Source organism: Pseudomonas sp. CFBP 5748 (genome assembly GCF_053850495.1).
Genome location: NZ_JBSPTN010000001.1, coordinates 736,571 through 757,410 on the forward strand (window position 1 = coordinate 736,571; position 20,840 = coordinate 757,410).

Here is a 20,840-nt window from a genome sequence, read left to right on the forward strand (position 1 = left end):
CGCTCTCACACTGGAACTGTGGTGGACGTCGCATCTGTGAGCACCCAAGAACCCTTGTGGGAGCCGAGCTTGCTCGCGATGACGGCCGGCGGGCCAGGCTCAAAACCAGCAGGCAAAAAAAACCGGCGCAACCGAGGTTGCGCCGGTGGTGGTGCCAGTGGCTGCGCGGATGTTCGTGGGTCCGCACAACCGCTGTTGAACCCTTTGCCGGTTACGCCCGTTCCAGCGCCAAGGCCACGCCTTGGCCGCCGCCGATGCACAGCGTTGCGAGGCCTTTCTTGGCATCGCGCTTGATCATTTCATGCAGCAGCGACACCAGTACCCGGCAACCTGAAGCCCCGATGGGGTGACCCAGGGCGATGGCGCCGCCATTGACGTTGACCTTGTCCATGTCCCATTTCAGCTCCTTGGCCACGGCCAACGACTGGGCGGCGAAGGCTTCGTTGGCTTCGATCAGATCCAGTTGCTCCAGCGACCAACCGGCCTTGTCCAGGCAGCGGCGGGTGGCCGAGACCGGGCCGATGCCCATGATCGCCGGGTCGACGCCAGCGTTGGCGTAGGCACTGATTTTCGCCAGCACCGGCAAGCCCAGCGCCTTGGCTTTTTCGGCGCTCATCAGCACGACCGCAGCGGCGCCGTCATTGAGCGACGAAGCATTGCCGGCGGTGACGCTGCCGTCCTTCTTGAAGGCGGGCTTGAGCTTGCCCAGGGATTCTGCGGTGGTGCCGGCCCGTGGTTGTTCGTCGGTGGCGAACGCCACGGGATCACCTTTGCGCTGCGGAATCAGGATCGGCGTGATCTCATCGGCAAACCGACCGCCTTCAACAGCGGCGACGGCTTTCTGCTGGGACGCGGCGGCAAAGGCGTCCTGCTCCTCGCGGCTGATGCCGTACTTGTCCACCAGATTCTCGGCGGTGATGCCCATGTGGTAATCGTTGAAGGCATCCCACAGGCCGTCGGTAATCATGCTGTCGATCATCTTCGCGTGGCCCATGCGCAGGCCGGTGCGAGCGGCCGGCAACACGTATGGGGCCAGGCTCATGTTCTCCATGCCGCCGGCGATGATGACCTCGGCATCGCCACAGCGGATCGCCTGGGCGCCCAGGTGCAACGCCTTGAGCCCCGAGCCGCAGACCTTGTTCAGGGTCAGCGCAGGCACTGCATGGGGCAGACCGGCGAGGATCGACGCCTGGCGGGCCGGGTTTTGCCCGGAGCCTGCGGTCAGCACCTGGCCGAGGATCACTTCATCGACCTGCTCGCCGGACAGGCCGGTCTGTTCCAGCAGGCGGCGAATCACCGCCGCACCGAGTTCCGGTGCGGGAATGGAAGCCAGCGAACCCTGGAAGCTGCCAATGGCAGTGCGGGTGGCGGCGACAATCACGACTTCTTGCATCGAATCTCTCCTCACTGGGCAGCGAACTGCATTTCAGGCACATGGTCCGGCACGATAAGTTTGCCGGCGGTCTTGGCGACGATTTCCTCGACGCTGACGCCCGGGGCACGTTCTTTCAGGATGAAGGCGCCGTCCTGGATTTCCAGGTAGGCCAGGTCGGTCAGTACACGCTTGATGCAGCCGGCGCCGGTCAGCGGCAGGCTGCAACGTGGCAGCAGTTTCGACTCACCGTCCTTGGACGCATGGGTCATGGTAACGATGATGTTCTCGGCGCCGGCCACCAGGTCCATCGCGCCGCCCATGCCTTTGACGAGCTTGCCGGGGATCATCCACGAGGCAATGTTGCCTTCCACATCCACTTCGAACGCGCCAAGCACGGTCAGGTCGATATGGCCGCCACGGATCATGGCAAACGATTCGGCCGAAGAGAAGATCGAGGCACCGATGCGCGCGGTGACGGTCTGCTTGCCGGCGTTGATCATGTCGGCATCGACCTCGGCTTCGGTGGGAAACGCGCCCATGCCAAGCAGGCCGTTTTCCGACTGCAGCATGACTTCCATGCCTTCGGGGATGTAGTTGGCGACCAGGGTCGGAATGCCGATACCCAGGTTCACGTAGTAGCCGTCCTGCATTTCGCGGGCGACGCGTTGAGCCATTTGTTCGCGGGAAAGTGCCATGTTGTTATTCCTTCATTCGGGCCGGGGGCAGGGGATCACTTACGCACGGTGCGCTGTTCGATGCGCTTTTCGAACGTGCCGCAAATGACCCGGTCGACGTAGATGCCAGGGGTATGGATCTGCGTCGGGTCCAGCTCGCCGGGTTCGACGATTTCTTCGACTTCCACCACGGTGATCTTGCCGGCCGTGGCAGCCAGCGGGTTGAAGTTCTGGGCGGTATGGCGATAGACCACGTTGCCGAAATGGTCGGCTTTCCAGCCTTTGACAATGGCGAAATCGCCGGTGATGGATTCTTCCATCAGGTACTGGCGGCCATGGAATTCACGCACTTCCTTGCCTTCGGCCACGGGGGTGCCGACGCCGGTAGCGGTGAAGAACGCCGGGATGCCTGCGCCGCCGGCGCGCATTTTTTCGGCGAGGGTGCCTTGGGGGGTGAGTACGACTTCGATTTCGCCGCTCAGTAGCTGCTTTTCGAAGAGCGCGTTTTCGCCCACGTAGGAGGCCACCACTTTGCGAATCTGCCGATCTTCCAACAGCACGCCGAGGCCGAAACCGTCGACTCCGCAGTTGTTGGAGACCACGGTGAGATCGCGAATACCCTTGCGCTTGATCTCGGCGATCAGGTTTTCCGGAATGCCGCAGAGGCCGAAACCACCGGCGATGACGGTCATGCCGTCCTTCAAGCCTTCCAGCGCTTCTTCATAAGAACTCACGCGTTTGTCGAAACCTGCCATAGACACCTCTTTTATTCTTGATGGGCTCGCAATGAATGCAGTGTTGCGCCAACTCATATATTTGTTAAGTTGATTTTTAGGTTGAATTGATTGATAAAACTCAATAGTTGCCACCCGGAACACCGCGCCCATGACCCTCAAGCAAATCCGTGCCTTTCTCGCCGTGGCCCAGAGCCTGAGCTTCGCCGTGGCCTGCGAGCGACTGCACCTGTCCCAGTCGGCCTTGAGCCTGACCATCAAGGCTCTGGAAGAGGGCCTCGGCGGTCGGTTGTTCAGCCGCAATACCCGTAACGTCGCGCTGACGCCTGAAGGCGAATCCTTGCTGCCACTGGCTCGACGGCTGGTTGCCGATTGGGACAACGCCGAGGATGAAATGCGCCAACGCTTCACCTTGCAGCGCGGTCGGGTGACGTTGGCGGCGATGCCGTCATTTGCCGGTAACTTGCTGCCACCGATCCTCAAGACCTTCCGCGCCCGTTATCCGAATGTCAACGTCACGGTCAACGATGTGATCAACGAGCAGGTGCTGGAGATGGTGCGTGATCGCCATGTCGAACTGGGGGTAGCGTTTGAACCGCAGCAGAGCTCATCCCTGGCCTTTACCCCTTTGTACCTGGATCGCTTTGTTGCCGTGGTGCCCCTCGATTCGCCGCTGGCCCAGCTGAGCGAAATCAAGTGGCAGGCCTTGCTGGAACAGCCGTTTATCACTTTGCAGCGGCCCTCCACCGTGCGGGTGATGCTCGAGGAACATTTGCAGGCCCGGGGCATGAAACTGCCGGTGGAGTTCGAGAGCCATCAACTGGCGACCGTCGGGCGAATGGTCGCCAGCGGGTTGGGGGTGAGTGCAGTACCGGCCCTGTGTGTCGGGCAGATGCATGAGTTGGGCGCCCGTTGCATTACCTTGAGCGATCCGGTGATCGAGCGGGCCATCGGTGTGCTGACCAAACCGGGGCATGAACTGTCGGCGGCGGCGCAGGCGTTGTTCGATACGCTCAAGGAGCAGGATCTTGGTGCGCAGTTGGCCGTACGCTGAGTACCGAGCTTTTGTGGGAGCAGGCTTGCTCGCGAAGACGGTGGAACATTCAGCATTGATGTCGACTGATACTCCGCTTTCGCGAGCAAGCCCGCTCCCACAGGGGGCTGAGTTGTTCGTTAGAACTGGCGATGTGTCAGTAAAGGCAGCAACGCCTCGCATGGCTCTTCCAGCTTCAAATCCAGCAACTCATCAGCCCGGGTCTTGCCCCGGTTGATCGCCAGCAGCGGTTTGCCCTGATCCTTGATCGCCCGGCACAGGCGAAACGCCGACCAGGCCATCAGCGACGAGCCCACCACCAGCAGGCCGTCCGCATCCTCGACGGCCTGGGTGGCGCGAGCGGCGGTAACGGCGGCGACGTTTTCGCCGAAAAAAACCACGTCGGGTTTCAAGCGTTCACCGCCGCAATGGGGGCAGTGAGGTATCTGGAAGCGCGCTTCGAACGCCGGGGCCAGCAGGGTGTCGCCGTCGGGCGCCTGCACCGCATCGACGTCGGCCAGGTAAGGGTTTTGTGCTTCCATCAACAATTGGATCTGCTGCCGTTCGCTGCGCTGCTCGCAATCCAGGCACAGCACGCGATGCAGGCTGCCATGGAGTTCGATCACCTCCTGGCTGCCGGCCTGGTCGTGCAGGGTGTCAACGTTCTGGGTGATCAGGCCGCTGATGCGTTGTTCGGCCTGCAGCGTCGCCAAGGCCTCGTGGGCTGCATTCGGTCGCGCCTGGCGCACCCGTGGCCAGCCCAGCATCGCTCGCGCCCAATAGCGTCGCCGCGCCTCGGGTTTGGCGAGAAACTCCTGGTACATCATGGGCTGTCGACCCCGGCGTACACCGTCGCTGTCGCGGTAATCGGGAATGCCCGATGGGGTGCTGATGCCGGCGCCGGTGAGGACCAGGAAATGGCGCCCGGCCATGTGTTCCAGCAACTGATCGAGCGGTTCACGGTGAAGATCGTCGGGCATGTGGGGGTCTCCGCTGGCCTGGAACTGTTGAGATTAGCACTGCGGTTGAGCTGGGAAACGGCGATACGCCTTTCGTCGCTCTGTGCGGTGGTTCTTCAAACTTCCCCGGGCCCGCGACATCCACTTCTATGTGCGGCGATCGCGGTCGCTCCTGAACCTGCCGAGAGAAGGAGGCGTATGAAACAGACCACCGGTAAAGTACGGGTCATCAATCGACAGCGTGCAATGGTGGGTGTGTACGTCGAGCAAGAGAACGACCACACCGTGCTCAAACTAAGTTCGGTCAATGACATCGACATTGGCGACGTCATGGCGTGGGACAGCGGCACGGCCTTGGGCACCCAGTCCTATCGTAACTTGACCAAGGGCTGGACCGCCGAGGTGTATGTGGCTAAGCACGGTGTTGCGACGGCGAATCTTGAGGTCCAGTTGAGGTGAGATCCCGACAGGGTTCATCTGGCTGAAATATACCGGATCAAAATCATCTAAGGGTCGTGGTTTGATCAATAGCCTATTGCAATAGGCCAGGGCGTCGACCCCATAAATAAGGTGAGCATGAAAGCATCGACCGTTCGTCGTCGCATGCGCGCATCCTCTAAAACCTTAGCGGCCTCGAGTTTTCCGAATACTACGAACCAGCAGGTTCGCTAACATCAATTAACGAGGTGAATGAAATGGCTAACACAGGAAATAACAATCCTGGCAATTTCGCTAACGATCGTGAGAAGGCCTCGCAAGCTGGGAAGAAAGGCGGCCAAGCCTCGGGTGGCAACTTCGCCAACGACCCGGAGCGCGCATCCGAGGCCGGACGCAAGGGTGGGCAAGCCTCGGGCGGCAATTTCGCCAACGACCCAGGACGTGCCGCAGAGGCTGGCCGCAAAGGCGGGCAGGCCTCGGGGGGCAATTTTGCCAAAGATCCGGAACGCGCCTCTGAAGCGGGGCGTAAAGGCGGCCAAGCCTCCGGTGGCAACGTAGCCAACGACCGTGAGCAAGCCAGCGATGCCGGTCGAAAAGGCAGTGGAAACAGTCAGGGGGGAGGGCGTAAATCGTAATGTCCGGTGACTTTGCAGACCCTGTGCTAATTCCATAGGCCTAGGCTGGTTGGATATAACTGCCAGGGCGAGAAGTTATGGATTGGCCGGATCGATGGGCTTGTAAGTTACTTAATGGTCGGGTGATTTGAACGGTTTATATAAATGACCGCTCGTCCTCGTGTTGGATAAAAAATAAACTGTATTCCTTCCGCTCCTTTGGATTTTTGTGGACGCTACTATCGGTAGCGTCCACATGCGTTGTGCCAGTTGGAGAGCTTTAATCATTTTTCACATGAAAAAAAGACTGCACCGCACCCCGCCGCCACGTGTGCCGGCTTGGGTTCTGGGATGCAAGGTGACAAACTGTAAAAACGGCCAGGGGGTCGACTTCCTCGCCTGAACATTCAGTTTGATCATTCAAGTCGTGACGCCAACGACCAGGCATGGCCTGGCTAAAACCAGTAAGGACATTCAATGGACCAGCCCACCTCCCGGATCCGATCGCCCTGGCGTACCTGGCTGGATCCTGTGCAAAACAATCTAGTGCTGGGGATGACCTTCTGGCTGGGGTTGGCCGTCATTACCGCGTTGTTGCTCTACAGCGGCTACAACGCGCTGGTGGGGGCTGACCGGCAAAACCTGGGGTATGCGGTGCTGGGCGGCACGTCCGGCTTCGCCGCCACCGCGGTGGGCGCCATGATGGCGGTGGTGTTGCGGGACATCTCGTCCCGTACCCAGGACATCATGCTGGGTTTCGCCGCGGGCATGATGCTCGCCGCCAGTTCATTCTCACTGATCTTGCCGGGGATCGAGGCTGCACAGGTCATTTGTGGCAATCAGTTGCTTGCCGCGTTTGTCGTCGTAGTCGGCCTGGGGCTCGGCGTCGCCCTGATGATCGGCCTTGACCGTTTCGTTCCCCACGAACACGAGTTGAGTGGTCGGCGCGGCCCGCAGGTCGAGCGCATCAATCGTGTCTGGCTGTTCGTCCTTGCCATCACCTTGCACAATTTGCCGGAAGGCATGGCCATTGGTGTCAGTTTTGCCGACGGCGATTTCAAGGTCGGCCTGCCCCTGACCACCGCCATTGCCATTCAGGACATCCCGGAAGGTCTCGCCATCGCCATGGCGCTGCGGGTCACTGGCATCAGTACTCTGCGTGCAGCGCTGATTGCGGTGGGCTCGGGGCTGATGGAGCCGCTGGGGGCGGTGATCGGCCTGGGCATGTCCTCGGGCGTGGCTGTTGCTTATCCCATCAGCCTGGGCCTGGCTGCCGGGGCGATGATCTTCGTGGTGTCCCACGAAGTGATTCCCGAAACCCACCGCAACGGCCATGAAACCCCGGCTACCTTGGGATTGATGATGGGGTTTGCGGTGATGATGTTTCTCGACACGGCGTTGGGGTGATTGTCCCGCCAAATACCTGTTGGATGAGATCTTGGGTTTTGTGTGTTTAGGCCAAGCCCCTGTTTCCCGCCACCTATACTCAACCCCGTGGATCACATGAATCGGGGGTGGCGCGATTGTGCTGCGTTCGCTGATGCTGGCCGTTTTGCTCGTTCTGGCGGGGTGTGCCATGCCGCAGCGCGGACAACAGGTCGCTACGGTGGTGATTCCCCAGGACACCTGGCGGCAGGTCGACCAGCAGATCATCGCGGCGTCGAAAAGCGCTATCGAACAGGCCGGAGTCTACGCCCGCGGGTCGATGGAGCATTGGCGGATGCTGGTGTACCAGCGGACCGAAGTTGAGTTCATCCCCTGGTTCAGCAGCTACTGGACCCAGGAGTGGCTGGCAGTGAAGGTCAGTTGGTATGCCGCCAGTGCCAAGGGTGAGGAGGACTCCTCGGCAAGGCGTCTGGCGGTTTATCTGCAAGAGCAGTATCGCGAGCAGGTGCTGGAGCCGGTGGCGGTGGAAATCGATCCTGAGGCGATCAGGGCCAGTGCGACGGATTATTACCTGCGCCTGGTCAGTCAGCAGGTTCAGGTGATCGCCTCGCGGCATCAAATCCCGACCGAGCTGATGAACCGACGCCTGCACGGCATTCCTGCTATCCGCCTGGGCCCGCCGGCGGCGCGCAACGCTTCGTTGTATGAGATGGTCCATACCGAACCGCTCAATACACTGCCGGCCTATGCCGCGCTGATTGATCATGTGAACAAAGCCGCCGCCACCGGTTCGGGCCCATCGGACGCAGTGATTGCCACGGTGGCACAGCGTACCAGTGAAAAAATCGAAGCGCAGTTCGCCACACGAGGAGCGGCCGGCGCGGCGGCGGCCGTGGCCGGGAAGGCGGCGGGGGCGTTGATTTCGGTGGGTGTGGCGGGTATTCGCGCCATGATCCACGAGGGCGAACGGCTGGAAATGGAAGCGCAGATCCGCAAAAACCTGAGCGCCGCGTTCGACGAGGCTTGGTTCAGGTCACTCAAGCATCCCCTCAGTGGGGTGATGGCGCCGGTGTACTACCTGGACGAAGAAATCAAAGGCTACCTGGTCGAGTCGGACCTGGCCAACCGAGCGGTGGCGTTGCCGGACATCAAACCGTGACGGGGCGGGTTCACTCGCCGAGTGTGACGCGGCAACCCTTGCGATGACGGATCTGTTCATCCGTGGGACGTTCCTTGACGAATTCGAAACGCGGCTCGCCTTCGCTGTAAATCACCAGCCAGCCCCATTCCAGCTCGCTTTCATCCTGCCCGGGCCTGGGCGGCGAGGCCCACCAGGGTTCTTTTTGCATGATTTGACGCATCCTGTACCTCCTGTCGGTTGATCCCTTCAACTATAGACTGCTGGATTTCGTCGCAAGCGCCCGTGAAAACGCTTGCAGTCAATTGAGTGTGCTCTGACGCCGCCCATCAGCGTCTAGCGTCTGTATCCCCGCACTTCGAACGGGGAATGACTGGACCCCGCGCATATGCAAGCACTGTTGAACGAGATCCTCGATACGGTTCGCCCCCTGATCGGTCAGGGCAAGGTGGCCGACTACATTCCAGCCCTGGGCACCGTGGCGCCCAATCAGCTGGGCATTGCCGTGTATGGCAATGACGGCGAGATGTATTGCGCAGGCGACGCCGACACGGTGTTTTCGGTGCAGAGTATTTCCAAGGTGTTCAGCCTGGTGCAGGCCATCGGGCATTCCGGCGAAGCGATCTGGGAGCGCCTGGGCCATGAGCCGTCCGGCCAGCCTTTCAACTCCCTGGTGCAGCTGGAGTTCGAACGCGGCCGGCCCCGCAACCCGTTCATCAACGCCGGCGCCTTGGTGATCTGCGATATCAACCAGTCGCGTTTCGCCGCTCCGGCGTTGTCGATGCGCGATTTCGTGCGGCGCCTGTCGGGCAACCCGCAAGTGATGGTGGACGGCAAGGTCGCCGAGTCGGAATACCAGCACCGTGCCCGCAACGCGGCGATGGCCTACCTGATGCAGTCCTTTGGCAACTTCCATAACGACGTGGAAGCGGTGCTGCGCAGTTATTTCAGCCACTGCGCCCTGCGGATGAGCTGCATCGACCTGGCCCGGGCGTTCTGCTTCCTGGCCAACGACGGGTTCTGCAAGCACAGCGGCGAACAGATCCTCACTGCGCGGCAGACCCAGCAGGTCAACTCCATCATGGCTACCAGCGGGCTGTACGACGAGGCCGGCAATTTCGCCTATCGCGTCGGCCTGCCTGGCAAGAGCGGGGTGGGCGGCGGGATTGTCGCCGTGGTGCCGGGGCGCTTCACGGTGTGCGTCTGGTCGCCTGAACTCAACGTCGCCGGCAACTCCCTGGCCGGCATGGCGGCGCTGGAGTTGATGAGCCAGCGGATCGGCTGGTCGGTGTTCTAGATACAACGAAAAAGGGCCCGTTCCTGGTTGAGGAACGGGCCCTTTTTATTCAAGTGCAATCAGCAGAAGCGATCGATGACCTGCACTTGCGAGGTGTTTTGCATCGACTGCCAAGCCTGGGTCAACGTTTGCAATACTCGACCGATGAAGTCCTTGTCCGCAGCGGCCTTCTTGCCGACATAGCCCTGGCCGCGACGGTACATCTTCAGCCGGGCACACAGGTCTTGGGTGTTCTTGTCGAACTCCTCCTCACCGGCGAAAGGCGCCAGGCAGTCCATATGCACTTGGCCAGTCTTGCTGATCCACAGGATATGGCTGTCGAGAGTGTCCTTGTGCGCTGCGAACATGCGAGCCAGTTCATCAATAGATGGTTGATTATTCAGATTCATGTGTAAGCCCCTTGACCATTTGGTTGATCTGTCTGGTGGTTCGCAAAAACTTCGCTTCTCGGTAAGTGCTACCTGGTACCGAAACCAGGCCGTCAGCGTTCATCCGTCGAACTTCGACGGGGTCGTGCATCGGTTGTGTAGTGTTATCGAAGGGCTGCTACGCAAATGCGCTACAACGAAGAGAAACAGCGAAGAATCTTCAGCCAGTGTCAACTTTCGAGGGTCGACCACGCGCATCATGAGGATTGATCGCCAGCGTTTCTCGTCCTTGTTACCGGACGGTCATGCCAGGTCAGCACCTTCAATCTGCCTTGTGGGCAGTCCCTTATCCAAAAAAACAGCTCGGCGGTCAGACGAGCTTGCTCAAACGGTTGCCTGTACTCCCGATCGGGGAGACGTCTGCATCATGCAAGGGCAAATCGGAGGCGTCAACGGTTTTGTAGTGATTATTTTTGTTCACTACATATTGTCGGACAAAATGGTTTGGGTATGAGAAACCGGTGAAAGGTTACGAGATGCTGACTCTGTGGCGAGGGGATTCTCGCCAGGTCATTGTCAGGTCACCTTGGCTTTGCTCGCCTTACGCGGTGTACCGGCAGCCTTGCGCTTGGCCGGCTTGCGCTTGTTCTTCCACGGTGTGGCTCCACGGCCGGCGGGGCTGGCCGGGCCGCTGATGGTCAGGCTCATGCCCTGGCAGCGAGCGATGTGTTTGCTCATCCACGCGGCTTGCCGGGTGACGAATTCTTCCAGGCTCATTTCACCGCTTTGCACCATGTCCAGCGCCTGCTCCCAGATGGCTGTGGTACCGGGGTCGGCGATGGCTCTGGGTACGGCGTCGATCAGGCTGAAGGCCGCCGGGGTGGCAGACAAGGCCTTGCCGTTTTTCACCAGGTAACCGCGGTCGAGCAGCCCCTGGATGATCGAGGCCCGGGTCGCTTCGGTGCCAATGCCAGTGGTGTCCTTGAGCTTTTGCTTGAGCAACGGATCCTCCACCAGTTTGGCGACGTTCTTCATGGCCTTGATCAGGTCGCCTTCGGTAAACGGCTTGGGTGGCTGGGTCCACAGGTCCTTGAGTTTTACCTCGTCCACCGCGCAGTCACGCCCCTCGGTCAGCGCTGGCAGGGTCTGCGGCACCGGTGCCTCACGGCCCCGCGCCGGCGCCAGCGCCTCGGGCAGGGCGCGTTTCCAGCCAGGTTCGACGATCTGCTTGCCCACCGCGCGTAGCGCCTGGCCGGCACAGTCGAAATCGGCTTGGGTCCGGTCGTATTCGTGGTTGGGCAGGAACTGCGCCAGGTAGCGCGCGCGAATCAGCGTATAGACGGCTCGCTGCTTGCTGGCGAGTTTGTCGAGGTTCTTTGCGGCGGCGGTGGGGATGATACCGTGGTGGGCACTGACCTTGGCGTCGTTCCAGGCCCGGGATTTGCGCTGTGGCTGCAGGTGCTCGCGCAGGGGCGCAAGGCCCGGGTCGGCCTGGGCGAGGGCGGTGAGGATGGCCGGGGCTTCGCTGTGTTGGCTCAAGGGCAGGAAACCGCAATCACTGCGAGGATAGGTGATGAGCTTGTAGGTCTCGTAGAGCGACTGGGCAATGTCCAGGGTTTCCTGGGCGCCGAGGCCGAGCTTCTTCGAGCAGACCTCTTGCAGGGTGCCCAGGTCGAAGGGCAACGGCGCCGTTTCGCGCAGGCGTTCGGTGCGCACCTTCATCACTCGGGCGGTGGCGGCATTGCCCATGGCTTGGGCGGCGTCCCGGGCCAAAGTCTGGTTCAGGCAGCGTTCCTGATCGTCGCAAGCATCCGGGTCGGCACGCCACTGGGCGGTGAAAGCAGTGCCTTCGTGGCTGAGCTGCACGTCGATGGCCCAGTAGGCGACCGGCACGAAGTTGGCGATGCTGCGGTCACGATCCACCACCAGCCGCAGCGTCGGTGTCTGCACGCGGCCCACCGGCAGCACGCCCTGGTAGCCGGACTGACGCCCCAGCAGGGTGAACAGGCGACTCATGTTCATGCCGATCAGCCAGTCGGCCCGGGAACGGCCCAGGGCCGAATGATACAGGTTGAAGGTTTCGGCCCCTGGCTTGAGGGCTGCCAGGGCCTTGCGGATCGACGCTTCGTCCAGGGCCGACAGCCATAGCCGCTGGATCGGCCCGCGATAGCGGCAATGCTCCACCAGCTCCCGGGCGATCATCTCGCCTTCACGGTCGGCGTCGGTGGCGATCACCAGTTCCTTCGCTTCCCCCAGCAGGCGCTTGACTGCCTTGTACTGACTGGCGGTCTTCGGCTTGACGGTCATTTTCCATTGCGCCGGCACGATGGGCAGGTCGGCCAGCACCCAGCGCTTGTAGCGGGCGTCGTAGGCGTCGGGCGGGGCGGTTTCCAGCAGATGACCAATGCACCAGGTGACCGTGACGTTCGCACCCAGCCAGCAACCGTCGCCACGGCGCGTGGCCCCGAGTACGGCTGCGATGTCCTTGGCCTGGGACGGTTTTTCACACAGGTACAGCTGCATAACGCCCTATTCCTAAGCAGAGTTCATGGGGCCGTAGCATGGTCATGGATGCGTGCCGGGGCAAGTTTTATCTGTATGGATATACAGATAAAGGCATTGCAATGCATTGCAACGGGGTGTCTGGCGCAACGTTCGGCGGTGTATTTGCACGCAGAATGAATTTTCTCGCCAGGGCATCGCTCATAACTTGCAGAGCGGCCGATACCGCAAAGAACGTTTACGGGGTCAAGGAGAGTCACTTACATGAATTCGATGCCAAAGGGCAACGGACAGGCGACCGCACGTTTGATTCTCGTTGTTGAAGATGATCAGACCATTCTGGAGTTCCTGTGCGAGATCCTGCAGGAGGAGGGTTTTGATGTGGAGCCGCGGGAAAGCGCCGACGCGGCGCTGGAGTTCCTCGAACAGAGTGCCGGCGACGTAGACTTGTTACTCACCGATATCACCATGCCGGGCATGCTGAACGGCGCGGACCTGGCCAACGTCACCGGGGACCGGTGGCCGCAGATACCCCTGCTGATCATGTCCGGCTACGAAACGCCGGAGAGCGCCGGGATCAAGCACCACGCTTCGTTCATCGCCAAGCCCTGGGCGTTGGGGCAGATGTTGGATCTGGTGGAAAGCACGGTGAAAAATCACTCGGTGCACTGAGCTATGGTGAAGTGGCAGGGCCGGTCCCGCGCATGTTTGGGTTGCAAGCGGCGATGTGCTCGATGACAATGCGATTCATTATCAGTCGCGAATTATTCCATAGCCATGCCCGCCAACGATCTGTCCTTACGCAGTGCTGTCGACGTTCTGTACAGTGATCATCACAGTTGGCTCCAGGGCTGGCTGCGCAAGCGCTTGGGCAACACCTTCGATGCCGCGGACCTGACCCAGGATACTTTCGTGCGCGTCATCAAGGCGCGCTCCGCATTGGATATTCGTGAGCCGCGACCCTATCTGTCGATGATCGCCAAGGGGCTATTGATCGATCTGTTTCGCCGCCGCTCGCTGGAACAATCCTATCTCGAAGCCTTGGCCGCGATGCCGCAAGAGCAGCACCCGTCGCTGGAAGAACAGGCCATCCTGCTCCAGGCCCTGATGGAGATCGACCGCTTGCTGCTGGGGCTGGGGCCGCGAGTCAGGCAGGCGTTCATCCTGTCGCAGTTCGATGGCCTGACCTACCCGCAAATTGCCGAGCGCCTGGGCGTCAGCGTTCGTACGGTCAATAACCACATGGCCAAGGCCATGGAACATTGCTGCCTGATGCAGATTCAATTGCAGCTTTCATGAACCTGCCAGCCGAAGAGTTGCAAGCCATCCGTGCCGCGGCGCAGTGGTACGCCCGGCTTCATTCCGGCATCACGACCGACGCGGATCGGGCCGGGTGGAATGCCTGGCTGACTGCAAGCCCGTTGCATAGCCAGGCCTGGCAAAGAATCACGGCGGTGGCCGAACAGATGGCGAGTGTGCCGGGCGCCCTGGCGGCACCGACCTTGAGCGAACGCCACAATCGATCCCGTCGCCAGGTATTGCGCAGCGCCTTGTTGCTGACGTCCGCCAGCGGCCTGGGTTGGTTGGGCTGGCGCAGCCAGGCTACACAAAACCTGCTTTGCGATTACCGCACCGCAGTGGGCGAGCGCCGCGAGTTTCAGCTGGCGGACGGCAGCACCGTGCTGCTCAACACCGACACCTCGGTCAACGTTCGTTTCGATGGGCGCCAGCGGCTACTGGAGCTGTTGTGGGGGGAGATCATCGTGACGACGGTGGTCGATCCCTTGCAGCGGCCTTTCAAGGTCATCACCGGTCATGTCGAGGTACTTGCGCTGGGCACGCGGTTTATCGTTCGTGGCCAGGCGCGGGGCGGCGAAGTGGCGGTGCTTGAGAAAGCGGTCGAGGTGAGCCTGCCGGCGATTGGCTCGAGGATGCGGGTCGAAGCCGGCCAGCGCCTGGATTTCAATGATCGGTCGCTGGGTACGCTGCGCGGCAACGATGTGTCGGTCGGTGCCTGGCAGAAGGGCAGCATCATCGCCATTGACCGTCCTCTGGCGGCGCTGCTGGATGAACTCTCGCGTTACCGCAACGGCGTGCTGCGTTGTGATCCGGCCATTGCCGACTTGAAGGTTTCTGGCGTGTTTCCCGTCGACAACACAGATCTCGCCCTGGCGGCGCTGGAGAGTGGTTTTTCGTTGCGCGTGACCCGCTACAGCCGATTCTGGGTCCGGGTATCGAGCAGCGATCAGCGCTGAGACGCAGATAAAAAATTCTTGCCCTGCACTTTTTATCCCCATCGTTCGGCTCTTCCTCAGTGAGTTTTTATCGACCGTTTTGGGGAGGGGAAGCATGTCTTGGGTGAGCGTGTCAGGTCATCTGGTGTCTGCAGTGAAAATCGGCTTGTTGGTCGTCACGACCGCCAGCGTCGGGGTCGTGAATGCCAGCCCGGTTCCAGGGGCCTCGGCGCAGCAGCGTTCGGTGCAGGTTTACGATATCGGGGCCGGTAGCCTGGTGGATGTCCTGACCCGGTTCTCCAGCACCGCCGGTGTCGCCATTTCGTTTGATGCCCGGCAACTCCAGGGTCTGCAATCGCCCGGCCTGAAAGGTTCGTTCGGCGTGAGTGATGGGTTTGCCCGTATTCTTGGCGGTAGCGGCCTGCAAGCCGACCTCCAGGCCAACGGCACGTACGTGCTGCGCCAGCTGCCCGCCAACGGTTCGATCATGGAGCTGGGAGCAACCACCATCGAAGGGCAGATGCTCGGAGCGACCACCGAGAACAGTGGCTCCTACACGACGGGGGCGGTCACGATCGGCAAAGGCGAGCATTCTCTGCGTGAGACGCCGCAATCGGTGACGGTGATCACCCGCAAAATGCTCGATGACCAGAACCTGAACACCATCGATCAAGTGATGGAAAAGACGCCCGGTATTACCGTCTACGACTCGACCATGGGCGGCAAGTATTTCTATTCCCGTGGGTTCCGGATGTCCGGTCAGTATCAATATGACGGGGTTCCGCTGGACATGGGCAACAGCTATGTCCAGGCCGACAGTTTCAGCAGTGACATGGCGTATTACGACCGGGTCGAAGTCCTGCGCGGTGCCGCCGGGATGATGAAGGGGGCGGGCGGAACCTCTGGTGGCGTCAATTTCGTCCGTAAACGCGGCCAGGCCACGGCGCAGACAGAACTCAGCCTGTCCGGTGGCACCTGGGACAACTACCGTGGGCAGGTCGATACCGGTGGCCCGCTGAATGATTCCGGCACCGTGCGGGGCAGGGCGGTGATCGCCGAGCAGAGCCGGCATTATTTCTACGACGATGCCCGGCGCAAGGACCAGATTTATTACGGCGCCCTGGACTTCGACCTGACGCCCGACACGACCCTGGGCCTGGGCCTGGCCTATGAGGACGTCGATGCGAGTCCTTGCTGGGGCGGGCAGCCGCGCTACAGGGATGGCAGCGATTTGAAACTCAGTCGCTCCACTTGCCTGGATCCGTCGTGGAACACCTGGCGTAGCCAGCGGACCACGGTGTTCAGTGATCTCAAGCATCAGCTCAATGACGACTGGGCCGTGAAGGTGGCCGGTGTCTATACGAAAAACACCCAGGACATCAAATACGCCTTTGCATCCGGCTCGGTGACGCCGGGCGTCTCGACCACCAATGTGCTGGGCAGCATGTACGACTATGACCAGGTCGATTATGGCCTCGACGCCTACTTGGACGGCAAGTTCGACGCTTTCGGGCAGCAGCATGAATTGATCGTCGGCTTCAACGCCAGCCGTTCGGACAAGGATGATTTTTTCTCGGTCGCCTTCCTGCCGCAGCAACAGAACGTATTCGATCCGGATCGACATATTCCGGAACCGGACGACAGTTACTTCATCGAGAACTCGACGCGCGGTGGCCCGGTTAAAACCGTCACCCGGCAACAAGGCCTGTATTCGACCCTGCGCCTGAAACTGGCGGACCCATTGACCTTTGTCGTGGGCAGCCGGGTGAGCTGGTACAACTCCAAGACCGACTCGGTGTTCCTCACCGGCGGCTCGGAGCACGCCAAGAGCACGGAGACGGGCCAGGTCACCCCGTTTGCCGCCGTGTTGCTGGACCTCAACGAACACCTGACGGCCTACGCCAGTTACTCGGACATTTTCACCCCCCAAGGCAACTACCGCTCCGAAAGCGGTTCGGCACTCAAGCCCCTGGTGGGTGAAAGCTATGAGCTGGGGATCAAGGGCGAATGGTTCGAGGGCCGTCTGAACAGCGCCTTCAACCTGTTCCGCACGCTGCAGAAGGACCAGGCCCAGACCGACTACATCTCAAGCTGTTCGTCCTCGGACGGTTTCTGCTATGAGAACGCCGGCAAGGTGCGCGCCCAGGGCTTCGAAGCCGAGATCAGCGGTGAAGTCATCGAGCGCCTGCAGTTGCTTGCCGGCTACACCTACACCCAGACCAAGACCCTGGATGACATTGACACCAGCCTCAACGGCGGCTCGTTCAACAGCTATGTGCCGCGTCATGTGCTGCGCCTGTGGGGTGATTACGCCCTGGGTGGGGCGTTCGAACGGTTCAGCGTCGGTGCCGGGGTCAACGCCCAAAGCGACAATTTCCGGGTGTCGCCGGCGACGGGCGAGAAGATTACCCAGGCCGGTTATGCGGTGTGGAACGGTCGTGTCGGCTACCGCATCGATGACACCTGGTCGTTGGCCCTCAATGGCAACAACCTGTTCGACAAGCGCTACTACAGCACCATCGGGACCGAGAACTTCGGTAACTATTACGGTGAACCGCGCAACTTCACCATGACCATGAAGGCGCGCTTCTGATCCGCTGGCGAGGGAACAAGTGCCCTCGCCACGGTTTTGCCCTCAGTTTTTATCCAGGTCCACGTTCCGGGTTTCCCGCAGGCAGATCATACCCACCACAAGGCTCACCCCGGTGATCACCACCGGGTACCACAGCCCATAGAAAATGTCCCCGGTGTAGACCACCAGGGCAAACGACACGGTGGGCAGGAAGCCGCCGAACCAGCCGTTGCCGATGTGGTAGGGCAGGGACATGGAGGTGTAGCGGATCCGGGTGGGGAACAGTTCGACCATCAGCGCCGCCAGCGGGCCGTAGCACATCGCGGAAATGATGATCAGCGCCACGATCAGGGCCACGATCATCGGCCGGTTGATCTGCTGGGCGTCGGCCTGTTGCGGGTAGCCCGCCAGGGTCACCGCGCCGCGCAGGGCAGCTTCGTCGTAGCCATCGATCGTCACCTCACCGACGCTGACCTGCACATTGCTGCCGGCCGGTGCCGCGACACTGCTGTAGGGCAGGCCTTGTTTGACCAGGAAGGTCTTGACCTTGTCGCAAGGGCTGTCGAAACGCGCCTTGCCCACTGGGTCGAACTGGAAGGTGCAGGTGGCCGGGTCGGCGAGCACGGTGATCGGCGCCTGGCGGCTCGCCTGGTCGATGGCCGGGTTGGCGTAGTGGGCCAGGGTCTTGAAGATCGGGAAGTACAGCGCCGTGGCCAGCAGCAGGCCGATCATCAACACCGGTTTGCGCCCGACCTTGTCCGACAGCCAGCCAAAGAAAATGAAGAACGGTGCGCCGATCACCACACTGACGATCAGCAGGCTGTTGGCCAGGGCCGGGTCCATCTTCAGGAACTGGGTGAGGAAAAACAGCACGTAGAATTGCGCGGCGTAGAAGGTCACCGCTTGCCCGGCGTTGATGCTGAACAGGGCGATCAACACCACTTTCAGGTTTTCCCAGTTGCCGAAGGATTCGCGGATCGGCGCTTTGCAGCACTTGCCTTCTTCTTTCATTTTCACGAAGGCTGGCGACTCGTGCAGGCTCAGGCGAATCCAGGTGGAAATGCCCAGCAGCAGGATCGACAACAGGAACGGAATACGCCAGCCCCAGACTTCGAACTGATCGCCGGTGAAGTAGCGGCAGCCCAGCACCACCAACAGCGAGAGCAACAGCCCCAGCGTGGCGGTGGACTGAATCCAGCTGGTATGAAAACCGCGCTTGCCCATTGGCGCGTGCTCGGCGACGTAGGTGGCCGCGCCGCCGTACTCACCGCCCAGGGCCAGGCCCTGGAGCATGCGCAACACCACCAGGATGATCGGCGCGGCGATGCCGATGCTGGCGTAGTTGGGCAGCAGGCCGACACAGAACGTCGCCAGGCCCATGAGGACGATGGTTGCCAGGAACGTGTATTTGCGCCCGATCATGTCTCCCAGCCGGCCGAACACCAGCGCACCGAACGGCCGCACGATGAAACCGGCGGCGAACGCCATCAGGGCGAAGATGAACGCCGTGGTGTCGTTGACCCCGGCGAAGAACTGCTTGCTGATCACCGCCGCCAGGGCGCCGTAGAGGAAAAAGTCGTACCACTCGAACACCGTCCCCAGGGACGAGGCGAAGATGACTTTCTGGGTTTCCTGGCTGGTTCCGGCGCTGCGCGTGGCTTCCAGGGGCTGAACATGTTCAGACATAGCGGTATCCCTCACAGTGATTGTTTTTGTTGTTCCACTGTCGACGCCGGGGTGGCGTCTCCTGCCTTCCTTCGTACGCACATTCCCCTGTGGGAGCGGGCTTGCTCGCTCCCACAGGGGGACTTACTTGTTCTTCAGACCGTGGCTGGCTCCTTCTGGATCGTGGTGCTCCTGGTGTCCTGTTCAAGCATCATCTGCGCCGCCTTCTCGGCAATCATCAGCGTCGGCGAGCAGGTGTTGCCCGAGGTGATGCGGGGCATGATCGAGGCGTCGGCGATGCGCAGGCCCTTGATGCCACGCACGCGCAGTTGCGCATCCACCACCGCATCGCGGTCCTGGCCCATGCGGCAGGTGCCCACCGGGTGGAAAATCGTCGTGCCGATGCGCGCGGCGGCCTGGTGCAGTTGCTCTTCGGTTTGCAGGCTGGTGCCCGGCAGGTATTCCACCGGTTTGAAGGCGCTCAGGGCCGGGGCCGCGACGATGCGTCGGGTCAGGCGAATAGCGTCGGCGGCGACCCGCAGGTCTTCGGGATGGCTCAGGTAATTGGGCTGGATCAACGGTGCTTCGTGCGGGTCGGCCGAGCGGATATCGACCCGGCCACGGCTTTGTGGGCGCAGGTCACAGACCGACGCGGTGAACGCCGGGAAGCTGTGCAGCGGTTCGCCGAAGCGTTCCAGGGACAATGGCTGCACATGGTATTCAAGGTTGGCCGAGGTCTGTTCCGGCCCCGATCGGGCAAACGCGCCGAGTTGGCTGGGGGCCATGGACAGCGGGCCGCTGCGGTCGTACAGGTAGCGCAGGCCCATGCCCATCTTGCCCCACAAGGTGCCGGCGATCTGGTTCAGGGTCCGGGCGTTTTCCAACTGGTAGATCAGCCGCAATTGCAGGTGATCCTGCAGGTTGTCGCCCACGCCGGGCAGTTCATGCACCACACCGATGCCCAGGCGCTGCAGCAGGCTGCGCGGGCCGATCCCGGAGCGCTGCAGGATCCCCGGCGAACCAACGGCTCCGGCGCACAGCACGATTTCCTTGCGGGCCTTGAAGGTCATGCCCTTGCCTTGCCAGCGGGCACTGACAGCGTGGGCCCGGTCATCACGCAGCAACACGCGGTCGACTTCGACGTCGGTCAATACCGTGAGGTTGGGGCGCTGGCGAATCGGTTTGAGAAAGGCCTTGGCCGCGTTCCAGCGTACCCCGGCTTTCTGGTTGACCTGGAAGTAGCCGCAGCCTTCATTGTCGCCGCCATTGAAGTCGTCGACGTTGGGGATGCCAGTCTGCTCGGCGGCGCTGCGAAATGCATCGAGAATCGGCCATGACAGGCGCTGGCGTTCGACCCGCCATTCCCCGCTGGCGCCGTGGAATTCGGACGCTCCGGCAAAGTGATTTTCGCTTTGCCGGAACAGCGGCAGCACGTCCTTCCAGGCCCAGCCGGGATTGCCCTCGGCGGCCCAGCCGTCGTAGTCCGCGGCCTGGCCGCGCATGTAGATCATGCCGTTGATCGAGGAGCAGCCACCCAACACCTTGCCCCGTGGGTAACTCAGGGCGCGCCCTTGCAGGCCTGGCTGCGCTTCGGTCTTGAAGCACCAGTCGGTGCGCGGGTTGCCGATGCAGAACAGGTAGCCGACCGGGATGTGAATCCACGGATAGTTGTCGCGCCCGCCGGCTTCGAGCAGCAGCACCCGATGTTGCGGGTTGGCCGAAAGCCGATTGGCCAGCAGGCATCCGGCAGGGCCGGCGCCCACGATCACGTAATCGTATTCATCGACGACAGGTTGCATTCGCGACCTCATTTTTATTCTTGTGGGGTCCATCCTAGTTGTTAGTTTTCGT

19 protein-coding genes are annotated in these 20,840 nt (G+C 61.4%); 10 read left to right on the top strand and 9 right to left on the bottom strand.

Annotation, left to right across the window (positions count from 1 at the left end; all coding sequences use genetic code 11):
• Positions 1–211 precede the first annotated feature (211 nt).
• From ACWNZ1_RS03375 to ACWNZ1_RS03385, 3 genes are read right to left on the bottom strand one after another with little or no spacing between them, the layout of a single operon-like run.
• The gene (locus ACWNZ1_RS03375; RefSeq protein WP_135844674.1) at positions 212–1,393 is read right to left on the bottom strand and encodes an acetyl-CoA C-acetyltransferase; all 1,182 of its coding nucleotides are present in this window, start codon (positions 1,391–1,393) and stop codon (positions 212–214) included.
• A gap of 11 nt (positions 1,394–1,404) precedes the next feature.
• A complete protein-coding gene (locus tag ACWNZ1_RS03380) occupies positions 1,405–2,070 on the bottom strand; it encodes a CoA transferase subunit B (RefSeq protein ID WP_003180355.1) in 666 nt (221 codons plus the stop codon).
• 35 nt (positions 2,071–2,105) lie between these two features.
• Complete coding sequence (locus ACWNZ1_RS03385) at positions 2,106–2,804, bottom strand: CoA transferase subunit A (RefSeq protein WP_003180356.1); 699 nt, start codon at positions 2,802–2,804, stop codon at positions 2,106–2,108.
• 130 nt (positions 2,805–2,934) lie between these two features.
• On the opposite strand from ACWNZ1_RS03385, the gene ACWNZ1_RS03390 reads away from it, so the two are divergent.
• Positions 2,935–3,837, top strand: coding sequence for a LysR family transcriptional regulator (locus ACWNZ1_RS03390; protein ID WP_135844675.1), 903 nt, complete (start codon positions 2,935–2,937; stop codon positions 3,835–3,837).
• Positions 3,838–3,956: 119 nt separating this feature from the next.
• Here the strand turns inward: ACWNZ1_RS03390 and ACWNZ1_RS03395 are convergent, their stop codons facing one another.
• A complete protein-coding gene (locus ACWNZ1_RS03395) occupies positions 3,957–4,796 on the bottom strand; it encodes an NAD-dependent protein deacetylase (protein WP_135844676.1) in 840 nt (279 codons plus the stop codon).
• A 177-nt stretch (positions 4,797–4,973) separates the two neighbouring features.
• Between ACWNZ1_RS03395 and ACWNZ1_RS03400 the strand changes: the two genes are divergently transcribed.
• The 4 genes from ACWNZ1_RS03400 (at position 4,974) to ACWNZ1_RS03415 (ending at position 8,372) form a co-directional block, all read left to right on the top strand.
• Positions 4,974–5,234, top strand: a complete 261-nt coding sequence (locus ACWNZ1_RS03400; protein WP_456027345.1) for a hypothetical protein — start codon at positions 4,974–4,976, stop codon at positions 5,232–5,234.
• Between the two features lie 236 nt (positions 5,235–5,470).
• The gene (locus tag ACWNZ1_RS03405; RefSeq protein WP_135844678.1) at positions 5,471–5,848 is read left to right on the top strand and encodes a con-10 family general stress protein; all 378 of its coding nucleotides are present in this window, start codon (positions 5,471–5,473) and stop codon (positions 5,846–5,848) included.
• Positions 5,849–6,382: 534 nt separating this feature from the next.
• The gene (locus ACWNZ1_RS03410) at positions 6,383–7,234 is read left to right on the top strand and encodes a ZIP family metal transporter (RefSeq protein WP_406550161.1); all 852 of its coding nucleotides are present in this window, start codon (positions 6,383–6,385) and stop codon (positions 7,232–7,234) included.
• Positions 7,235–7,403: 169 nt separating this feature from the next.
• Entirely contained in the window at positions 7,404–8,372 is a 969-nt protein-coding gene (locus tag ACWNZ1_RS03415; RefSeq protein ID WP_256452533.1) for a hypothetical protein, read from the top strand.
• Positions 8,373–8,382: 10 nt separating this feature from the next.
• On the opposite strand, the gene ACWNZ1_RS03420 is transcribed toward ACWNZ1_RS03415, so the two are convergent.
• Positions 8,383–8,574 (bottom strand): hypothetical protein, encoded by a 192-nt coding sequence (locus ACWNZ1_RS03420; RefSeq protein ID WP_135844681.1) that lies wholly within the window; start codon positions 8,572–8,574, stop codon positions 8,383–8,385.
• A 165-nt stretch (positions 8,575–8,739) separates the two neighbouring features.
• On the opposite strand from ACWNZ1_RS03420, the gene glsB reads away from it, so the two are divergent.
• The gene (gene glsB, locus ACWNZ1_RS03425; RefSeq protein WP_135844682.1) at positions 8,740–9,648 is read left to right on the top strand and encodes a glutaminase B; all 909 of its coding nucleotides are present in this window, start codon (positions 8,740–8,742) and stop codon (positions 9,646–9,648) included.
• 59 nt (positions 9,649–9,707) lie between these two features.
• Here glsB and ACWNZ1_RS03430 read toward each other — a convergent pair whose 3' ends face one another.
• Positions 9,708–10,037: a hypothetical protein gene (locus tag ACWNZ1_RS03430; protein WP_135844683.1), complete on the bottom strand. Its 330-nt coding sequence runs from the start codon at positions 10,035–10,037 to the stop codon at positions 9,708–9,710.
• 555 nt (positions 10,038–10,592) lie between these two features.
• Positions 10,593–12,539, bottom strand: coding sequence for a DNA topoisomerase III (locus ACWNZ1_RS03435; RefSeq protein ID WP_280944823.1), 1,947 nt, complete (start codon positions 12,537–12,539; stop codon positions 10,593–10,595).
• Positions 12,540–12,782: 243 nt separating this feature from the next.
• On the opposite strand from ACWNZ1_RS03435, the gene ACWNZ1_RS03440 reads away from it, so the two are divergent.
• The 4 genes from ACWNZ1_RS03440 to ACWNZ1_RS03455 all read left to right on the top strand — a co-directional run bounded on the left by ACWNZ1_RS03440 (position 12,783) and on the right by ACWNZ1_RS03455 (position 17,345).
• Entirely contained in the window at positions 12,783–13,190 is a 408-nt protein-coding gene (locus tag ACWNZ1_RS03440; protein WP_135844686.1) for a response regulator, read from the top strand.
• A 105-nt stretch (positions 13,191–13,295) separates the two neighbouring features.
• Positions 13,296–13,817, top strand: a complete 522-nt coding sequence (locus ACWNZ1_RS03445) for a sigma-70 family RNA polymerase sigma factor (protein WP_210643838.1) — start codon at positions 13,296–13,298, stop codon at positions 13,815–13,817.
• Positions 13,814–14,773 (top strand): FecR domain-containing protein, encoded by a 960-nt coding sequence (locus ACWNZ1_RS03450; protein WP_456027346.1) that lies wholly within the window; start codon positions 13,814–13,816, stop codon positions 14,771–14,773. Before ACWNZ1_RS03445 ends, ACWNZ1_RS03450 begins: the two co-directional genes overlap by 4 nt.
• Before the next feature lie 94 nt (positions 14,774–14,867).
• Positions 14,868–17,345 carry a TonB-dependent siderophore receptor gene (locus ACWNZ1_RS03455; protein ID WP_456027347.1) on the top strand — a complete coding sequence of 826 codons (2,478 nt, stop codon included), beginning with the start codon at positions 14,868–14,870 and terminating at the stop codon, positions 17,343–17,345.
• A 42-nt stretch (positions 17,346–17,387) separates the two neighbouring features.
• Here ACWNZ1_RS03455 and ACWNZ1_RS03460 read toward each other — a convergent pair whose 3' ends face one another.
• Entirely contained in the window at positions 17,388–19,010 is a 1,623-nt protein-coding gene (locus tag ACWNZ1_RS03460; protein WP_456027348.1) for an MFS transporter, read from the bottom strand.
• Positions 19,011–19,144: 134 nt separating this feature from the next.
• On the bottom strand, positions 19,145–20,788 hold the full coding sequence (locus ACWNZ1_RS03465; protein ID WP_456027349.1) for a GMC family oxidoreductase: 1,644 nt from the start codon (positions 20,786–20,788) through the stop codon (positions 19,145–19,147).
• Positions 20,789–20,840: the final 52 nt, after the last annotated feature.